At 57.6% G+C, this 17,711-nt stretch carries 15 protein-coding genes; 5 read left to right on the plus strand and 10 right to left on the minus strand.

The window, feature by feature from the left end; translation table 11 throughout:
* Positions 1-3: 3 nt before the first annotated feature.
* Complete coding sequence (locus SynBIOSE41_RS04900) at positions 4-555, plus strand: hypothetical protein (protein ID WP_186539836.1); 552 nt, start codon at positions 4-6, stop codon at positions 553-555.
* Positions 552-1,679: an alpha/beta hydrolase gene (locus tag SynBIOSE41_RS04905; protein WP_066908307.1), complete on the plus strand. Its 1,128-nt coding sequence runs from the start codon at positions 552-554 to the stop codon at positions 1,677-1,679. Before SynBIOSE41_RS04900 ends, SynBIOSE41_RS04905 begins: the two co-directional genes overlap by 4 nt.
* Here the strand turns inward: SynBIOSE41_RS04905 and SynBIOSE41_RS04910 are convergent.
* From SynBIOSE41_RS04910 to thrS, 7 genes are all read right to left on the minus strand, one after another.
* Positions 1,651-3,120, minus strand: coding sequence for an ArgR family transcriptional regulator (locus SynBIOSE41_RS04910; protein WP_186539837.1), 1,470 nt, complete (start codon positions 3,118-3,120; stop codon positions 1,651-1,653). The genes SynBIOSE41_RS04905 and SynBIOSE41_RS04910 overlap by 29 nt on opposite strands.
* 19 nt (positions 3,121-3,139) lie before the next feature.
* Complete coding sequence (locus tag SynBIOSE41_RS04915; protein ID WP_186539838.1) at positions 3,140-5,257, minus strand: M3 family metallopeptidase; 2,118 nt, start codon at positions 5,255-5,257, stop codon at positions 3,140-3,142.
* Between the two features lie 6 nt (positions 5,258-5,263).
* Positions 5,264-6,835, minus strand: coding sequence for an NAD(P)H-quinone oxidoreductase subunit 4 (locus SynBIOSE41_RS04920; RefSeq protein ID WP_186539839.1), 1,572 nt, complete (start codon positions 6,833-6,835; stop codon positions 5,264-5,266).
* A gap of 72 nt (positions 6,836-6,907) precedes the next feature.
* Complete coding sequence (thrB, locus tag SynBIOSE41_RS04925; RefSeq protein WP_186539840.1) at positions 6,908-7,855, minus strand: homoserine kinase; 948 nt, start codon at positions 7,853-7,855, stop codon at positions 6,908-6,910.
* A 14-nt stretch (positions 7,856-7,869) separates the two neighbouring features.
* Positions 7,870-8,946, minus strand: coding sequence for a glucokinase (locus SynBIOSE41_RS04930; protein ID WP_186539841.1), 1,077 nt, complete (start codon positions 8,944-8,946; stop codon positions 7,870-7,872).
* Between the two features lie 91 nt (positions 8,947-9,037).
* Complete coding sequence (locus SynBIOSE41_RS04935) at positions 9,038-9,424, minus strand: DUF1824 family protein (RefSeq protein ID WP_186539842.1); 387 nt, start codon at positions 9,422-9,424, stop codon at positions 9,038-9,040.
* Positions 9,424-11,358 carry a threonine--tRNA ligase gene (gene thrS / locus SynBIOSE41_RS04940; protein ID WP_186539843.1) on the minus strand — a complete coding sequence of 645 codons (1,935 nt, stop codon included), beginning with the start codon at positions 11,356-11,358 and terminating at the stop codon, positions 9,424-9,426. The genes SynBIOSE41_RS04935 and thrS overlap by 1 nt, the downstream gene beginning before the upstream one ends.
* Before the next feature lie 132 nt (positions 11,359-11,490).
* On the opposite strand from thrS, the gene SynBIOSE41_RS04945 reads away from it, so the two are divergent.
* Positions 11,491-11,775, plus strand: coding sequence for a DUF2605 domain-containing protein (locus SynBIOSE41_RS04945; protein ID WP_255475957.1), 285 nt, complete (start codon positions 11,491-11,493; stop codon positions 11,773-11,775).
* A 104-nt stretch (positions 11,776-11,879) separates the two neighbouring features.
* On the opposite strand, the gene SynBIOSE41_RS04950 is transcribed toward SynBIOSE41_RS04945, so the two are convergent.
* From SynBIOSE41_RS04950 to SynBIOSE41_RS04960, 3 genes are all read right to left on the minus strand, one after another.
* Positions 11,880-12,593: an endolysin gene (locus tag SynBIOSE41_RS04950; RefSeq protein WP_370594182.1), complete on the minus strand. Its 714-nt coding sequence runs from the start codon at positions 12,591-12,593 to the stop codon at positions 11,880-11,882.
* Positions 12,594-12,842: 249 nt separating this feature from the next.
* Entirely contained in the window at positions 12,843-13,856 is a 1,014-nt protein-coding gene (gene trpS / locus SynBIOSE41_RS04955) for a tryptophan--tRNA ligase (protein ID WP_186539845.1), read from the minus strand.
* A 3-nt stretch (positions 13,857-13,859) separates the two neighbouring features.
* Entirely contained in the window at positions 13,860-14,387 is a 528-nt protein-coding gene (locus SynBIOSE41_RS04960; protein WP_186539846.1) for a hypothetical protein, read from the minus strand.
* Between the two features lie 283 nt (positions 14,388-14,670).
* On the opposite strand from SynBIOSE41_RS04960, the gene SynBIOSE41_RS04965 reads away from it, so the two are divergent.
* Positions 14,671-15,984 (plus strand): YcjF family protein, encoded by a 1,314-nt coding sequence (locus SynBIOSE41_RS04965; RefSeq protein WP_186539847.1) that lies wholly within the window; start codon positions 14,671-14,673, stop codon positions 15,982-15,984.
* Positions 15,985-16,181: 197 nt separating this feature from the next.
* Positions 16,182-17,258: a photosystem II q(b) protein gene (gene psbA, locus SynBIOSE41_RS04970; RefSeq protein ID WP_186539848.1), complete on the plus strand. Its 1,077-nt coding sequence runs from the start codon at positions 16,182-16,184 to the stop codon at positions 17,256-17,258.
* The last annotated feature ends 453 nt before the right edge of the window (positions 17,259-17,711 follow it).

Here is a 17,711-nt window from a genome sequence, read left to right on the forward strand (position 1 = left end):
CCGATGGCTGACCAGCTGTTGGCATCTCTGGAGTCCATGGGTCAGGTTCTGCTGGCCATGGACACCGGCGTCGGACTTCTGATCGGCGTTGGATTCTCGATGTCTGCCTCGCATCTGTTCGCGTTGCTCGCCAATCGACTGACGCCGATGCAGATCCTGATGCACATGATCGTGGATGCTCTGGTGCTCAGTCTGGCTTTTCTGCTCGGAATCCTCTGCCACAGCCTGATGCTGATGCTTCTCGAAGGTGTTCCTCTGCAACCGATCACCTTCGCCAATCGCATGGGTGCCGCCATGTGGCCAGGTTTGTTTTATGTGCTGGCGGCGGCTCCTTATGTGAGTGATCTGATTGCAGTGACCCTGCTGGCCTGGATCCATCTCAATGTGATGTTGCTGCTTCAGGCGGTTTACAACATCCCCTTGGAGACGAGCCTGGTGGTGGCGCTGCCTGGATTTGTGCTCGCGCTGCTGCTGGTGGGCTTGCTGTTTGCGCAGCGCTGGCGCACGAGCTACGCCATGCTCGCCACAGAGGTGTCAGCCCTGACGTCGCCATGACAGGGTCTCCCCACGCAGAAACACAAGCAGCTGTCCAGCATCAACGTCGTCGTCTTCGTCATGTGCGCCGTTGGCTGGTGGTGGCGCTGGTCTGTGTCGCCATGCTCGGCCTGCTTGGTCTGACCGCTGTGCGTCGTGATGCGACCTCCCTGTTGCAACCGGAATCGCTGCTGGAGCTGCTCACCTGGTTCGGGATCGTGCTGGTGGTTGTGGTCGCACTGGTTGGTGTCTATTCGGTGATGGTGGATTTTGTCTTCTGGGAAGGCTGGATGCATGGTCTTCCAGACCCCAGCCACCTTTTTGCATCGGGCAGCGAGGGCTCTGATCGGCATCGTCACTATGTCGTCTATCTCGATGGCATTCATCAGAGTGAAGAGAGTCATCCACCGCGTGTGAGCGATTTCCTCAGCTGTCTGCAGGAGTCGATTGCGGATGACACGATGCTGGTGAAAGGGATCGAGGCCTACACGATCACCAATGTTGGACTGCGCTCGACCACTTTCGCCGGCTGGTTCTGGCAGCGCCTGTTCGCCCTCCAGGAGCATCACCCCAATGGTCTGGTTCGCTTCATCTGCGCCTTCTGCGTGCAGGCCAACAACGTGATCAAGGTTGGAATCTCCTCGGATCGCCGTTATGGCCCTGTGATGAACTACGAGTTGGCATTGAAGATCGCCCGTCGTCTCGATGCGATCGGCTTCCGTCCCCATCAGGCTTCTCGCATCGTCCTCGTCGGTTACAGCGGAGGTGGAGAGATGGCGATTGGAACGGCTGAGATTCTGCAGCAGCTCTGTCGTGTGAGAGTTCAGGTGATCACGGTCTGTGGCGTCTTCAGCGGCAACGGCGCGCTCGAGTCTGTCAATGATGTGGCCATGGTGTTGGGCAGCCGAGATCCCGTGGCGGCTCTGGGGCGGATCGCTTATCCCGGTCGTTTGCCCCTGCTTCCACTCACCAACTGGAATCGCTGGCAACGTCATCACACGCTGCAGCGCTACATGATCGAGGGGATGAGTCACAACGGATCATCCGGTCCATTCTCCACTGCGTTCCGCGGCTCGGTTGTCGAGGCCATCTGCCAGGAACTGGAGCGTTCGGCGCTCAGTCCTCCGCTGAGAGCTCTCCGTTAAGAGCGCGCACCAGCGCGAAAGGGCTGTGTCTTGGCTGGCTTGCTTTCAACCTGCGATGAGCCTCAGGTCGAGACTGGTTGTCGTGAAAGAGGTCCTGGGGCAGCTGGTCCAGGGCGAGGCGGTAGCGGTTCACGCTGTCGTCGGTCGCTTGCAGACCAGCGTCCAGTTGATGTTGCAACTGGCGGTGCAGTCGCTGACGCCACAGGTCTCCGAGTGTCAGCGGGAACAGATTGGTTGTGCCCGTGATGGCCTGCTCCAGCAGGGCTGTGGAATCGATGCAGAACCCCAGCGCTCCGTATCCGCCCATATGAAGATGGCTGAACTGGGCTTCGCTGTTGTGCACTGCCGCCATGAGCTCACAGAGGTCGAGGGTTTCGCCCAGCTGTTCGCCTCTGAGTTCGGTGGCTTGATAGGCAACGGTGCCATTGCTCCGGTCGTTCTGCCAGGGACGATGCAGCTCATTGAGGGCCGCCCAGCCATTCAGTCCTTCAACGCCCTGGTAGTACTGCAACAACAGCGGTGAGCCGCTGGGAGGCTGCAGCTCCATTTCCAGGGAGGAGTGGGGCATCAGTGCCTGGATCTCTTCGCCTGTTGCATCGACCAGAGCGGTTCGATAAGGCACCGCAAGGGGAATCTGCAGCCATTGCTCCTCCACGCGAGTGCTGGCACCGAGGCCGAAACTGGCCACACTCGTGCGAATCCGAGCGCAAGACTGCCATCCCTGGCTGTTCAGATGATTCAACAGCTCACGGCCACTGCTGACGCTTTCGAAGCTGAATGGTTCGGATGCAGTCCCTGCTCTCGGCATTCGGTTACTCCCCAGCACGTTGAGGATCTGAGCCAGCAGACGGTTGCGCAGTCGTGCAGCTTCTGTCTGCACATTGGGGAGTCCGCGGTTGCTCCAGGTCAGAACCCCTCCCATGGCACTGATCTTCGCCAAAGTTCCTGAAGACTTCTTTGGCATCACCGGCAATTCCTCCATGGCTTCCGCCGTCATCGACCAGAGCTCCTCGAGGGTTTGCGGCAGGTCCAGGTTTTGTTCAGCGCTGCCTTTGATCGTTCGCTGATACCAGCGCTCAAGGGCATTGATTGCTGAGGATTTGGAGACTGCGGGCAACAAGTGCTGCAGGTCATCGGCCAGGGTTGCTAACAGCAGTGGACTGACCAGATTGTTTTCCAGCAGGCTCCCCAGGCTGCGCAGATGCTCCGGCAGGCTGGCGCTCTGTCCGCGCCAACGGCGAGGAAGCATCAGTAACAGCGGGATCAAACGTTGATGGTTCAGATCGCTGAGCAGCTCTTTGATAAACGCATCACGACTGATGCCGCGTCGCAAGCTGCTTTGCTCCAGTGCTTCATCCAGCGCGATCAGAGGCGCGAGATCAGTGCCATCGTCAGCGCAATGGCCCCAGGTTGCACTGAGCCCGAGCAGATTGTCTGCCATGGCTCAGGCCTCAATCTGATCAGGACGCCGAGACCGCCAGGCCGGTATGGCGGATGAGCGCAGCGCTGGTGGCGTCCCTGCCGCGGAAGCGTCGATAGACCTCGGCGGGCCGCAGACTGCCACCAAGGCTGAGGACCGTGTTGCGGAAACGTTCACCTGTGGCAGCGACGTCATCGTCTTTCTCCAGACCCACTTCCTCAAAGGCGGCAAATGCATCGGCGCTGAGCACCTCGGCCCATTTGTAGGAGTAATAGCCAGCGGCGTATCCGCCGGCAAAGATGTGGCCAAATGCGCAGAGGAAGCGGTCTTCCTCCACCGGTTGCAGCACGCTGGTGGTTTCAGCGATGCGGCGACGGAACGCATCCGGACTGATCTTCAGATCCGGGGTCCATTGGCTGTGGAGGCGCAGATCTGTCAGGGCGAAATGCACCTGCCGAAGCGTGCCATTCCCCTGCATGAAGGTGCGGCTGCTGCAGAGCTTCTGATAATCGGCCTCCGGTAGTGGCTCGCCCGTCTGCCAGTGGCGGGCCATCCCCATCAGGGTGCTTCGATCGAGACACCAGTTCTCCATGAACTGGCTGGGAAGCTCCACGGCGTCCCATTCCACGTTGTTGATGCCAGCCGCTTCCGGATGCTCAACCGTGGTGAGCATGTGCTGGAGGCCGTGACCAAATTCATGGAAGAGGGTTTCCACCTCCTCGAAGCTCATCAGGCTGGGCGTGTCGCCTGAGGGAGGTGTCTGATTGCAGATCAGGTATGCCACCGGCAGGGTGAGATCACCGTCGGCATTGCGCTGACGGCTCAGGCACTCATCCATCCATGCACCGCCGCGCTTGCTGGCGGGACGGCTGAAAGGGTCCAGATAAAAGGCCGCCAGATGCTCGCCGCTGCAGTCCATCACTCGGAAGAAGCGCACATCCTCATGCCAGATGGGCGCCTCACCGTCTGCGGGCTTGATACGGATGCTGAACAGGCGTTCGCAGAGGCTGAACAGCCCCTCGAGCACCTGGGGGAGCGGGAACCAGGGACGCAGGGCTTCCTGATCGAGATCAAAACGTTCGCGTCTGAGCTGTTCCGCCCAGTGGCTCACATCCCACGGGGCCAGTGCATCGGCTTCGGCGGCACCATGACTCAGGGCGCATTCACGCAATTCCTGGAGCTCGTTCTGAGCCACAGGCATCGCCGAGGATCTCAGCTCTTCCAGCAGTGACTCAACAGCTGAAATATCATCCGCCATCTTGGAGGCAAGGCTGAGCTCCGCCCAGTTGGCGTACCCGAGCCGTGATGCCTGCTCACGCCGCAGCTGCAGGATTTCCTCGATCAGCGGTGCGTTATCCAGATCGCCATGGCTGGCTCTGCTCACGTGTGCTTTGTAGAGGGTCTCGCGCAGGTTTCGGTCCTTGGCGTGGGTGATGACCGGGATGTAACGCGGCATGTCCAGACCCAGACGCCAGGGACCTTCGGCAGCGGTTGGTGCTGAACCGTCAGCTGACTGATCCCCAGCTTCAGCTGCAGCTGAAGCGAGAATTGCCAGGGCACGGTCGGGAACCCCCTCAAGCTGTTCACGTTTGTGGATCACCAGATTCCATGTCTGCGTGGCATCCAGCACGTGATTGCTGAAACTGGTCGAGAGAGCGGCCAGCCGCTCACTTGTGCTGTTGAAATCAGCTTGCTCAGCCCCTCGCAGGCCCACTCCGCGATGCTGCATCGAGAGAAGTTCAGCGTCGAGGATGCGTGTTTGTGTGCCGTCCAGCGGTTGAGCGGGGGATGTTTTCAGTCTGCTGAGCGCTTCGTGCAGAACCTGGCTCTGGCCGAGGCGATTGCTGAAGCGCACCACCTCGGGTTGCTGTTTTGCATGGGCCTCACGTAGCTCAGGAGTGTTGCGGACACCGGTGAGATGACTCACCACTCCCCAGCTCCAGCGCAACCGCTCACCAAGCTGATGCAGTCTGGGCATCAGCTCGTCCCAGCTCAGCGGTGATGCTGCGGCGAGGCGCTGCTGCAGCGATGTTTCCAGAGTTTCCAGCTGATCGTTCAGCGTGGTCAGCAAGACAGGAATTTCCTTGTTGACCTGCTCAGCATCGATGGCCTCAAAGCGAGGAAGACCTTTGCCGCGCAACAGTTCTGGGGTACTCATGGGTGATCAGCCGGTGGGGAGAAGGGCGCGGGCAGCAATAACCGTGTGACTTGCCAGATCGGAGGCAAGGGCATCGGTGGATGCTTCATAGAGATCCATGGCGATCCGAGGCCAGAAACCGATCACCAGTGTTGGGACAAGCAGGGTGAGTCCGATCACCGCTTCCCGAGGGCGCATGTCCTTCACGAAAGCGAGTGCGGGAATGCGTGGTCCGAAAAACACTCTCCGGCACATGGACAACAGGTAGATGGGAGTGAGGACGAGCCCGATGGCCGCCAGCACGATGGTCGTGACTCTGAAAAAGGTGGTGAAGCTTTCCTGACTTGTGATGCCGAGGAACACTGTGATTTCGCTGATGAAGCCGCTCATGCCCGGTAGGGCCAGTGAGGCTAGGGAGCTGGCAAGGAAAAAAGCGAATGTGATCGGCAGCGCCTTGGCCAGGCCTCCCATGTTGGGGATCGAGAGGGTCTTGGTGCGTTCGTAGAAGCAACCCGTGACGAAGAACATCGCTGCCGCGATCAGACCATGGCTGATCATCTGCAGCATGGCTCCACTCAGGCCGAGAGCATCGACGGCGCCGATCCCCACCAGCACGAAGCCCATGTGACTGACTGAGCTGCAGGCGATCCTGCGCTTCACATTGTCCTGGGCAAAGGCGTTGAGAGCGCCATAAACGATGTTGACAATCCCGAGAATGATCAGAGCTGGTGCAAGCACCAAATGGGCTTCCGGCAGCATCTGCACGTTGAAGCGCAGCAGCGCGTAACCGCCCATCTTGAGCAGAACCCCGGCAAGCAACATGGAGACGGGAGCATTCGCTTCACCGTGGGCATCCGGAAGCCAGGTGTGCAGAGGGAAAATCGGCAATTTCACACCGAATCCCACCAGGAAACCCAGGTAGCAGAGCAGGCCGAAGCTGCCTCCGGGAGAGCGCTGGGCCATCTCAGTCATGTTGAGGCTGAAGCTGTCACCGGAATTGGCGATGGCCAGCCCACTGATCAGGATCAACAGAGATGCCAGCGCTGTGTAGAGAATGAATTTGGTTGCCGCGTACTGACGGTTCTGACCGCCCCAGATGGCAATCAGCAGGTACACCGGCACCAGTTCCAGCTCCCAGGCCAGGAAGAACAGCAGGAAGTCCTGGGACAGAAACACCAGGGCCTGCGCTGAGGCCTGGACAAGCAGAAGTGCGAAATAGAGCCTCGATTTATGGGTGATATTCCAGCTGGCGGCAACGGTCAGCAGCGTGACCAGACCGCTGAGCACAACAAGTGGAGCTGACAGTCCGTCCGCTCCAAGGGACCACTCCAGGCCGATTGCGGGCACCCAACTGACCCGTTCCACCAGCTGGAGTTGACTCTCCAGCGGGTCGTAGTGACGGCTGAACGCAATGATCATCAGGCCGAGATCCGCCAGCAGGACGGCAATCGTGAGATTGCGTGGGATCGGCGAAGTGTTCTGGTCTTCCCCTGGGAGAAGCGGCATCAACAGCGCTGCTGCTGCAGGAAGCAGCACGATCAGCGAAAGCCAGGGGAACCCTGCGTCGGACGCAGCCGTCAGCGGCAGGTTGGCGTCCATGAGACTCCCCGGATTGTGATTGAACTTATCAGCCCCGAGGCCTCTCCTGAGTACTTCTACCCAGCTCTGAGCTCAGCCTGCGTCCTTGGGCTGCCAGTGACTGCCTGCTGTTTGCAGGCTGAGCAGCGGTGCGCGACTGGCAACGCCCACGGATTCCCATGCCTTCACCATCGCCTGGCTGACGGCTGCACCATGCTCTTCGCAACAGAGAGCCAGAATGCTTGGGCCGGCACCACTGATGGCGCATCCCCAGGCTCCTGCAGCAAGCGCGGCTTCCTTGACTTCCTGTCCGCCCTTGATCAATCGCCAGCGATAGGGCTCATGCAGCCTGTCGTGCATTCCATCTGCGATCAGGTCGCCATTCCCTGTGCGCAATCCCTGGAGCAGCAGTGTCAGTGCCCCCAGGTTGACCACCGCATCGCTGATCGGCACAGCCTTGGGCATCGCACGACGGGCTTCACTGGTGCTCAGTCGTATCGCTGGAATCGCCACAACGGCCTTGATGCTGTTCATCCATTCGCAGCGCACAACCCGCCAGCGTTGTGAGGCGGCCTTGGCCGTCATGCAGAGGCCGCCGAGCAGCGAGGGAACGACATTGTCGGGATGCCCTTCGATATCGATCGCAAGCTCCAGCAGTTTTTCCCGACTCAGAGGCTCTCCCACCAGCGCGTTGGCTCCTACAAGCCCTGCCACGATTGCCGTGGCGCTGCTGCCCAGTCCTCTTGCTGGAGGCACGGCGAGACGTACTCTTGCCTCAAGAGCAACTGGTTCTTCTCCGGCCGCTTTCCAGACGCGTTGAGCAGCTCTATACACGAGATTTTCAGCACCGCCTCGCAGGTGAGATCCCTCCTGTCCTTCGATAATCAGCTCAAAACGTTCTCCATGGCCCTCGATGCGCCGCATCGTGAAGCGATTGTTGAGATCCAGTGCGGCGCCAAGGCAGTCAAAGCCTGGCCCGATGTTGGCGGTGGTGGCTGGTACATCCACCACCACGGTCTGGCCTATGCGCGGCTGCGCCATCCCTGCTGCTCTGCTCAGGCCAGTGTCCCACCCGACTCCAAGAGATCACGTGCACGGCAAGCCGCGCTGAACAATCCGGCCTCCGGATCAATGACCGCACGGATGGTCATTCCCTCGATCAGAGATCGAAATCGTCCTTTGGACCGCAATGGCTCAAGAAACTGCCTGGAACCCAGTCCATCCAGGTTTTTCGGGGCCGTTCCCCCTCCGATCCAGAGACCTCCGATACAGAGCTCCTGGAGCGCCAGGTCACCAGCGACGGATCCATAGGCTCCCAGCCAGAGTTTCATGGCTTCGCCAGCGAGATGATCACCGTTTGCGGCTGCTTTGCCTGTGCAGGACGGGAGATCTTGATAGCCGGGTTGATCGGCAGACAGGGTGCGCCAGGCGTGGGCCTGAGCCATCAGAAAATGCTCGATCCCCGACTGACGATGGAGCAGCCAATTCATCACATGCCCCAGTCCTGTGCCACTGACAATCCGCTCGATGGACAACCGTGGCAGTTCAAGGTCCTGCTTCAGCCACTGAGCTAATTCCCATTCCGCCTCGTTGCGCGGTGCAAATTCCCTGTGTCCGCCTTCGCTGGGTATGGCAAGCCAGCCGTTCGGAGTGGGTAGTCCGCGCGCCATGCCGAGGCCGGTTCCCGCACCGAGAATGGCCACAGGTCCGTTTTCGGCACCGGCAGGTGCGGGAGTCGAACGGTCGCGTCCCATCTGCAACACGACCTGTTGCTCGTGACTGAAATGGGAAAGCCCATGGATCAGTACAGAGAAGTCATTGACCAGCTCCAGGTGTTGCAACCCCGTTGCAGCGGATAAGGACGTCTGACTCATCTGCCAGGGCAGATTGGTGAGCTTCGCGCTGCCCTGATGCACAGGCCCGGCAACGGCAATGCAGCTGGTGGTTGGCCTTGGCAGCTCGGCAGGTGTCTGATCCAGAAAATGCTTGAGCATCGACTCGAGATCGTGCCAATCCGCTGATTTGTAGCGGTGGCTGTGCTCTTTCTTGAGCTGCCCATCAATTTCCCTGTAGATGCTCAGGAGTGTCTTTGTGCCTCCAAGATCGCCTGCCAGGTAGGTCTTGGCTGCCATGGCTACGGATCAAGCCTGCTGTCTTCAGGCTGGAGCTCACGCCGAAACTCGGCAACCAATTGGGATCACCCAGCTCAAGGATGGAGAAGCCTCAGGTGGTCGACTCGAAGAAATCCAGGGGCAGCGGCCCCCAGGTCACGCTTGGCTCGGTGTTGTCATAGCCGTGACCGCTGATCAGGATTCCTTCCCCGAGACCATGCTCGATGCGCATCCTGGCGGTCAATGTCTGTTGGTTGGCCTTGAGATAAACCGGTCCTTCCAGTGCGGGATCAGCGATGAGCTCGTGAGCGGCCCAGCCCTGATGTTGTTCAAGCTGGCGAAGTGATTCGACAGCCTGATCAGCCGTTAACGCCATGATCCCAGCTGTGAACCATCGATAAAGAGTCATTTGTTCCTGAAGATCTGGAATTAATAAGGCCCTCTCATTCGCACTGAGTATTGGTGCAGTCCTTAACCGGTTTAAGTCACTCAGCTTCATTAATCCACTGCTTTGACAAGAGGATCTTCTGATTTTTTGGTGTTTGCGTTATTGCAGTAATCGATCAATTCGTTAACAGATATTTCCCCAAGATCACCATTTTTTCTGCTTCGAAGGCTGACTGTGTTGTTTTCGGCTTCTTTGGCTCCGATCACTGCCAACACAGGGATTTTGGATTTTTCTCCATTGCGGATTAATTTGCCAAGGCGCTCCCCTGATTCATCGACCGTGGCGGAAATACCCTGATTGAGTAACTGTTTCTGGACCGTTTCAGAGAAGTTTCTCGCATCATCACTCACTGGAAGGATTCTGATTTGTTCTGGTGCAAGCCAGAACGGGAATTCACCGGCATAGTTTTCAATCAGAATGCCGATGAAGCGTTCGAAACTGCCGAGAACTGCTCTGTGAAGCATTACGGGTGTATGGCGTAATCCATCTTCCCCAATGAAGCTTGCATCGAGACGGTCAGGCATTGAGAAGTCGACCTGGATTGTTCCGCACTGCCATACCCTTCCTAAGCAGTCTTGTAAAGAGAATTCGATTTTGGGGCCATAGAAAGCTCCTTCTCCTGGATACAACTCCCATTCCAGGTTTTTATTGTCTAATGCCTCTTGGAGTGCTTTTTCGGATTTGTCCCAGACTTCATCGCTACCCACTCTCTTTTCAGGACGTGTAGATAATTTGATTGAAATCGTGTCAAATCCAAGTGTTTTGTAGACGTCAAATACAAGGTCGATGAAGTTGGAAACCTCGGACTGAACTTGGTCTTCTGAGCAAAAAATATGCCCATCATCCTGAACGAAGTTTCTGACCCTCATCAATCCATGAAGTGTTCCTGATGGCTCGTTTCTGTGGCATGAGCCAAATTCGGAAAGTCTGACTGGCAAGTCTTTATAACTACGTAATCCCTGGTTGAAGATTTGAACATGACACGGGCAGTTCATTGGCTTAACCGCGTAGTCTCTGTTTTCAGAGGAGGTTGTGAACATGTCTTCTTTAAACTTGTCCCAATGTCCTGATTTCTCCCACAAGGTTCTGTCAACAATCTGAGGAGTGCTGATTTCTTGGTAGCCAGCTTCTCTTAGTCGTCTTCGGATGAATTGTTGGAGCTTTTGATAGATAGCCCATCCCGGTGGGTGCCAGAACACCATTCCTGGTGCATTGTCCTGGATGTGAAACAGCGAGAGCTGACGACCGAGGCGTCGGTGATCTCTTTTTTCGGCTTCTTCGAGCTGTTTTAAGTGCGATTTGAGTTCTTTCTCTGTACTCCAGGCAGTTCCATAGATTCTTTGGAGCATCTGGTTTTTGGAGTCACCTCTCCAATAAGCACCAGACACCTTCATTAATTTGAAATGTCGCAAGTGTCTTGTATTGGGGACATGAGGCCCGCGGCACATGTCTGTGTATTCCTCATGGTGGTAGAGCTTGATTATCTCGCCATCGGGTATTTCTTCAACAATTTCCAGTTTGTATGGCTCTTCTCTGGATTCGAATGCTTGTTTTGCCTGGTTGCGATTCACTACCTCAACATTCACTTCGTAGTCTTTTGCAATCAGTTCTTTCATTCGCTGTTCTATGGCTTCTAAGTCTTCCGGGGTGAAGGGTTTGTCATAGGCAATGTCATAATAAAATCCGTCTTTAATGACAGGACCAATCGCCATACGAGCTTCTGGGTAAAGCTGTTTGACCGCATGTCCTACGAGATGAGCAAATGAATGTCTTATGATGTCAATTCCTTCAGCATCTTTTGCTGTTAACAGACGTAGGTCAACATCCTTTTCGATAGGCATAGCCATATCCAAGGATTCACCGTCAACGACTCCTGCGACAGCTGCTTTTGCCAGTCCGGGGCCGATTGATGCAGCGACGTCTGCGATGGTGACTGGCCCGTCAAAACTTTTGGTGGTTCCGTTTGGAAGAGTGACGACGGGCATGGATGCTTGAGTCCTGAGATCTGATCGATGGCTGTTGCCGCAGCTGACAGCCACGAACATCCTATTAGTGGATGTACGCTCGCAAAAGAACGAGGCTCGTTTCACTTGTCCTCTGATGCTGAAGATGGTGACTTGCTGAGGTCACTCCTCGCTTCATTGCTTGCTGATTTCGACCACTGGTTTACCAGGGGTCAGTCAATACTTGAGCAATGTCCCGACAGTGTTCTCGCGTCCGGTGATCGTCTGGATTTGGCCGAACGTCTCGCTGACGGAAAGCGTTCGATCGCTGCCACCCGCTCTCTGTTGCAGGCCTCATCCGAGCCTGTCGCCGTCTCGATGAAAGCGATGGCTCCCTGGCATCAGCTGGTGATGGAGGTCTGGGCTCTTTCGGCCCGTGTTTCGCGTTCCTCAGGATGAGCTTTCCGCTTGTGGCACTTGGCTGCAAGTCGCCCAACAGGATGTGGTGATGGCGCTATCCGCTGCTGGGCAGGGTTTCTCTGCTGTTGTCAGCTGAAGCGCCTTCAGGCGCCCCGACGCAGCTGACTCAGATTGGTCACATAGAAGGCCACCAGTTCGGCATGGCTTTTCACGGGTTGTCCGTAGGCGCTTTGGCCGGCATGGGTTGGAAACGAAGCCCATTCCGGTGCGAGCCGATTCATTGCAGCTTTGGTGAGGCCATTGCGATCGATCTCCTGCAAGGCGCCACGCTTTTTAACGAGATGCAGCGCTGCCTGGTCCTGGTGCTCAGGGGCGAAGCTGGGCAGGTCAAGTCTGTGGGCGACTTCCTGCCAGGTGGTGGGGAGGAACTGATAAGCCCCTGCTGCGGCGCTGGTATATCGCTTGACGACCACACGTTCGGGATGGCGAGAGAGGTCCTGAAACTGGCCTCCTCCGTAAAGGATGCGGTAGCCGAGATCCTTGCCGTCCTTCCAGGTGCCTTCAGCAAAGCGAATGGTGTTAAGCAGTGCACGACGTTCAGGGGTGATCGCGTAATGCGATGCGGGCTGGCTGGAGAGGGCCGCATCGCTGATGTTGTCCGCCGTGGTGTTCGCGGATCGCTGCGGCTTCAGTGCCTCGGCAACCATGCGGTTCTGCTGATTGCGTTCGCTGGAGCGCTCAGCCTGCAGGCTCTGTCCCAGGGAAAGCGCCAATCCCATTCCGATCGAGCCAAGACCGATGGCTTTTGGAGCGGCCTGGACAAGGGGTTGGATCCGTTGGGTGAATCGATGCAGCAACCGAGTTAACTCCAAACAAAGGAGCCGCCAGCCTCGTCAATGCCATGGCTTGATGGCGAGGGCCTCGAGCGCTCTCTTGACGCGTTGCCGTTGATATGCCTAGGCAGAAAAGCTCAGTCAAATCTCGGCGCTGGACTCGCGAGACCGGCCTGATGGAGTGCAACCCATCAAGTGCGTGCCCTTTGATGCGCTTGGTGCTCTCATCAGGCTTTAAGTATTAGCGAATCTTTTTAATTGATTTGGAACTGATTAGCTGGCACTGAGGAAACCCATGGCTTCTCGTGTCCGCCTGACAGTGGAGCAAGCCACGGCACCAGCCCGCTCGCGACCTTGCTGCAGGACCATCTCCAGTTGAGCGCGGTCGTCCATCAGCAGGCGGTAACGCTCCTGAATGGGCTCGAGAGCAGCAATCATGGCCTCCGCCAGCAGCGGTTTGAACTGGCCCCAGCCCATCTCAACGCACTCCTTGGACACGGCGTCGCGTCCCTTGCCGCTGAGGATGGCGTAAAGCCCCAGCAGGTTGTCGGTCTCGGGGCGATCGGGGTTGTCAAATTCAAGACCACGCTCAGGGTCTGTTTTGGCCCGTTTGATTTTCTTGGCAATCAGTTCGGGTGGGTCAAGCAGGGTGATGCGGCTTCCCTCATTGGGATCGCTCTTGCTCATCTTGCTGCGGCCATCCGTCAGGCTCATGACCCTGGCGCCTTCCTTGAGGATGAGTGGTTTGGGAACCTTGAGCACCGGGGTCTCAGCCTTGCCGAAGCGGGCATTGATGCGCTGTTGAGCGATGTCACGGGCCAGTTCCAGGTGTTGCTTCTGGTCTTCGCCGACCGGAACCAGATCAGCGTCATATAAAAGGATGTCCGCTGCCATCAGCACGGGGTAGTCGAGCAGGCCCACAGACACGTTGTCGCCTTGTTTGACCGCCTTTTCCTTGAACTGGATCATCCTTTCCAGCCAATTCAGAGGCGTGACGCAGTTCAGCAGCCAGCAGAGCTCGCTGTGGGCGGCCACCTGGCTCTGAACAAAAACAGTCGAGTGCTTCGGATCCAGCCCGCAGGCCAGATACAGCGCTGCTGTGCTGAGAGTGTCCTGGGCTAAGCGATCCGGGTCATGGGGAACGGTGATGGCATGCAGGTCGACCACACAGAAAAAGGTGTCGTGATCCTTCTGCAGATCAACCCAGTTGCGGATCGCTCCCAGCCAGTTGCCCAGATGAAGGGCGCCCGTCGGCTGGACGCCCGAAAGAACACGAGGCAGCCTCATCAATCAGGCCTCTGCTGTGCTGTCCTGGTTTGCGCCGTCATCTCCTGCCGGTTGTTGAGAAGTTGAGTCCGCTTCTGCAGGAGCTGCTGTTTCGGCAACCTCTTCAGGCTCCGGTTCAGGTGCGGGGGGCTGGGGCTTGGCCGGGCGCGCGAAGGGATCCGGTCGGGAACCGCGACCTCCCTCTCCACGGCCCTCACGGCGACCGCCACGGTCATCATCACGACGGCCACCACCACGGCTGCCCTGGTTGCCCTGGGCACGTTGCTGAGCCACCAGCTCCTCCAGCTTCCCCTCCTCGAGCATCTGGCCGAGTGTGCGCACTGCGAAGCCAAGCACGGCAACGGTTGAGCGAAGATTGAAGGCCTCCTGGAGAGCTCTTGCGGAGCGCATTTCGTTGTCGCTCAGTCTGATTCTGAAGCCACCGCCCTCACGGTTGCCCTGGCCGCGACCTCCGCGGCCTCCACGACGGCCATCGCGGCCGTCGTCACCTTGTCCGCCCTGATGGCGGGAATCGCTGTAGGAATCAGTCATGGCCTGGGGCCTGGAGTCAGGCGCAAGTGTGACGCATCACCGCGCTTCTGACAGTGACCCGCACCGTTTCAAACAGCTTTGCTGAGATTGTTGCGGTCGAGACCAGATCCTTCCCCCCTTGCAGGATTCGGGTGGGGCAGGCAGAACCGAGTTGTTGATCGATTGCAGGCTGTGGATTCTCTGGGCTGTATCACTGGAGGTGAGCTAAGAAGGCCTGATCTGGAGGATCCCAGTGCAGTACCCGGTGCAATTGATCCGCTCCCTGTCGCTGGGTGATGGAACCATGACATCCGGTTTGACCAGACGTGTTCTGCTGTCAGTTGGCGTGATCGGAACCGGTCAGTGGCTTCTGTCGGATGTGCTGCACATTCCTGGTGGTGGGCTGGGCATTGCTGTTGCTGCTACTGGCCTGTGGTGGTTGTCCAGGCCTCCGAAGCCACCCAGCTTCCGTGAGCCGACATCCTTGAAAGCTTGGATCGAGCGCTGTGAGCGGGTGTTGAACCAATTCGCGGAGCTTGAGGAGGTGTTGGAACTGCAGGGATTGCGCTCCTCCCGTGAAACTGAGCTGCGGCGAATCGAAGGCTTTGATGCGCCGCTCACTCTCGGTGTTGTGGCGACTGAGGGATCCGATCTGCCCGCTACTGATCAGTTGCAGCAGGCTTTGGTGGGCGTGAGCTCTCTCGATCTCTGCCTGGCCAATCCATTGCCGGTGACATCCACCTCCTGGTGCTGGCCTGACGACCTTCAGGAGCTGGATGTGCTGCTGCATGTGTTGTCCCTGCCTCTCCGTGCTGCAGACCTGCTCTGGTTGGATCAGCTGCCTGCGGATCGTCCGGTTTGGCTGCTGCTGCGATCCTCAGCCGGCAAATCTGCCGATGACCATCTGCAGGCTTTGCGCTGTCAGTTGCCGGAGCGATGGCATCAGTGCCTGCTTCCTTGGTCCGGTCAAGCCATCGAACTGCGGGGAGTGCTCCAGCCGGTTCGCCAACAGCTGATGCGTTCGGGAAGGGTGCGACAGGGCACCCGTCAACGCTTGCTCAGCAATCTGCATCGGCGCTGGCAAGCCGACCTTGAAACACTGCGAAGAGAGAGATTCCGCCTGCTGCTGCAGCGCAGTCAGTGGATTGTCGCTGGCGTTGTCATCGCTTCGCCTGTTCCCTCTGTTGATCTGTTGGCTGTTGCCGTGGGCAATGGCCTGATGGTGAAGGAGATGGCCACGATCTGGAGCTGTCCCTGGAGTGCCGAGGTGCTGCAGGTGGTCGCCAGGCAGCTGGGCAGCGCCGCCCTGGCTCAGGGTGTTGTGGAGTTGAGCGGGCAGGCGCTGCTTGGACTGGCCAAGCTTGACGGGGCCAGCTGGATCGCCGCAGGTGCCATGCAGGGATTGAGCGCTGCTTACCTGACCCGGGTGGTGGGCGTTTCCATGGCCGACTGGATGGCGTTGAACGCCGGCGTCGCTGAGCCCGATCTGGATGAGCTCAAGCGACAGGCTCCATTGTTGGTGGCGCGTGCTGCAGAGCAGGAGCGCCTCAATCTTGCTGGATTTGCTCAGCAGGCCCGTGAATGGATCGAGGAACGCAACAGCTGCACAACGGCATGATTCACACGATCCGAGCCTCTTCATTCAACTTGCTTCAAGTTTGTTCATGAAGCCTTCATGAAGTCGTCATGAATCAATGCTGCGAGTTGACTCGAATGATGTGATTGCCAGGCCATCAGTCGACATTTCCATAGCCTTGGTTCGAATCTTGGCCGACCTATTGGAAAGCCTGGTTCAAATCCGTTCTCATTCCTTTCATGGCTACTGCAATCCGCAGCGGGCGCCGCGGCAGTTGGGAAAATTTCTGTCAGTGGGTCACCGACACCAATAACCGCATTTATGTGGGTTGGTTCGGTGTGCTGATGATTCCCTGTCTGCTTGCAGCCACCGTCTGCTTCATCATCGCCTTCATCGCCGCTCCCGCGGTGGACATCGACGGCATCCGTGAGCCCGTCGCCGGCTCCCTGATCTACGGCAACAACATCATCTCCGGTGCTGTTGTGCCCTCCTCGAACGCCATCGGCCTTCACTTCTATCCCATCTGGGAAGCGGCTTCACTCGACGAGTGGCTGTACAACGGCGGTCCTTACCAGCTGGTTGTCTTCCACTTCCTGATCGGCATCTCCGCCTACATGGGGCGTCAGTGGGAACTCTCCTACCGCCTCGGCATGCGCCCCTGGATCTGCGTTGCCTACAGCGCACCGCTGTCTGCAGCCTTCGCTGTGTTCCTGGTGTACCCCTTCGGTCAGGGTTCCTTCTCTGACGGCATGCCCCTGGGCATCTCCGGCACCTTCAACTTCATGTTGGTGTTCCAGGCCGAGCACAACATCCTGATGCACCCCTTCCACATGCTTGGTGTGGCTGGCGTCTTCGGTGGTTCACTGTTCTCCGCCATGCACGGTTCACTGGTGACCTCCTCCTTGGTTCGCGAAACCACTGAGAACGATTCACTGAACTACGGCTACAAGTTCGGCCAAGAGGAAGAGACCTACAACATCGTGGCTGCCCACGGTTACTTCGGTCGCCTGATCTTCCAATACGCATCGTTCAACAACAGCCGTAGCCTGCACTTCTTCCTGGCTGCCTGGCCCGTTGTCGGCATCTGGTTCACCGCCCTGGGCGTGTCAACCATGGCCTTCAACCTGAACGGTTTCAACTTCAACCAGTCCATCCTTGATGGTCAGGGCCGCGTCCTGAACACCTGGGCTGATGTGCTGAACCGCGCCAACCTCGGCATGGAAGTGATGCACGAGCGCAATGCTCACAACTTCCCCCTCGACCTGGCTGCTGCTGAGTCCACTCCTGTGGCTCTGCAAGCTCCCGCCATCGGCTGAGGCTGAAGTCTCCAAGAGATTCAGCTTTAGCTGAATCGGGAAGCCCCCTCTCACGAGGGGGCTTTTTGCTGGTTTGCTGTGAGATCAGTGACCGGCAATCAGTGATCATTGCTGATGTGGCAGGCGAAACAAAGATTGTTTTGATCTGTTGAATGGATTGACGAATTAGCCGTTAACTCGTCGGTGATCTTTTTTATGGATACTTGGCTGAATTTGGTTGTATGGATTGTTGTTTAAACTAGTAATTATTGTGGGATAATTGATTGTGATCTGTGCCTTGTCTTGGATGTTTTGAAGTCGCTTTTGACCTGCTTGAGCGTAGGTGTGATTTTAGACAGCTCAAGTCAGCGAGCGGATATGTGTTAATCCAAATGGCATTACGATTTGGCGTTAAGATGAATATTAAGCAGGTGAATTGCCTGAAATATTTAATCCAATCTCTTTGGTATAGGG

It is taken from the genome of Synechococcus sp. BIOS-E4-1 (genome assembly GCF_014279995.1).
In the GTDB taxonomy this organism is placed as follows: domain Bacteria; phylum Cyanobacteriota; class Cyanobacteriia; order PCC-6307; family Cyanobiaceae; genus Synechococcus_C.

What these genes read in the sequence shown, in the direction of transcription:
- SynBIOSE41_RS04905 (WP_066908307.1), top strand. Translation starts at nt 552, where the DNA reads ATGACAGGGTCTCCCCACGCAGAAACACAAGCAGCTGTCCAGCATCAA.
- thrS (WP_186539843.1), bottom strand. Translation starts at nt 11,358, where the DNA reads ATGCCCGTCGTCACTCTTCCAAACGGAACCACCAAAAGTTTTGACGGG.
- SynBIOSE41_RS04920 (WP_186539839.1), bottom strand. Translation starts at nt 6,835, where the DNA reads ATGGACGCCAACCTGCCGCTGACGGCTGCGTCCGACGCAGGGTTCCCC.
- SynBIOSE41_RS04930 (WP_186539841.1), bottom strand. Translation starts at nt 8,946, where the DNA reads ATGGCAGCCAAGACCTACCTGGCAGGCGATCTTGGAGGCACAAAGACA.
- SynBIOSE41_RS04935 (WP_186539842.1), bottom strand. Translation starts at nt 9,424, where the DNA reads ATGAAGCTGAGTGACTTAAACCGGTTAAGGACTGCACCAATACTCAGT.
- SynBIOSE41_RS04910 (WP_186539837.1), bottom strand. Translation starts at nt 3,120, where the DNA reads ATGGCAGACAATCTGCTCGGGCTCAGTGCAACCTGGGGCCATTGCGCT.
- thrB (WP_186539840.1), bottom strand. Translation starts at nt 7,855, where the DNA reads ATGGCGCAGCCGCGCATAGGCCAGACCGTGGTGGTGGATGTACCAGCC.
- SynBIOSE41_RS04915 (WP_186539838.1), bottom strand. Translation starts at nt 5,257, where the DNA reads ATGAGTACCCCAGAACTGTTGCGCGGCAAAGGTCTTCCTCGCTTTGAG.
- SynBIOSE41_RS04960 (WP_186539846.1), bottom strand. Translation starts at nt 14,387, where the DNA reads ATGACTGATTCCTACAGCGATTCCCGCCATCAGGGCGGACAAGGTGAC.
- psbA (WP_186539848.1), top strand. Translation starts at nt 16,182, where the DNA reads ATGGCTACTGCAATCCGCAGCGGGCGCCGCGGCAGTTGGGAAAATTTC.
- SynBIOSE41_RS04900 (WP_186539836.1), top strand. Translation starts at nt 4, where the DNA reads ATGGCTGACCAGCTGTTGGCATCTCTGGAGTCCATGGGTCAGGTTCTG.
- trpS (WP_186539845.1), bottom strand. Translation starts at nt 13,856, where the DNA reads ATGAGGCTGCCTCGTGTTCTTTCGGGCGTCCAGCCGACGGGCGCCCTT.
- SynBIOSE41_RS04965 (WP_186539847.1), top strand. Translation starts at nt 14,671, where the DNA reads ATGACATCCGGTTTGACCAGACGTGTTCTGCTGTCAGTTGGCGTGATC.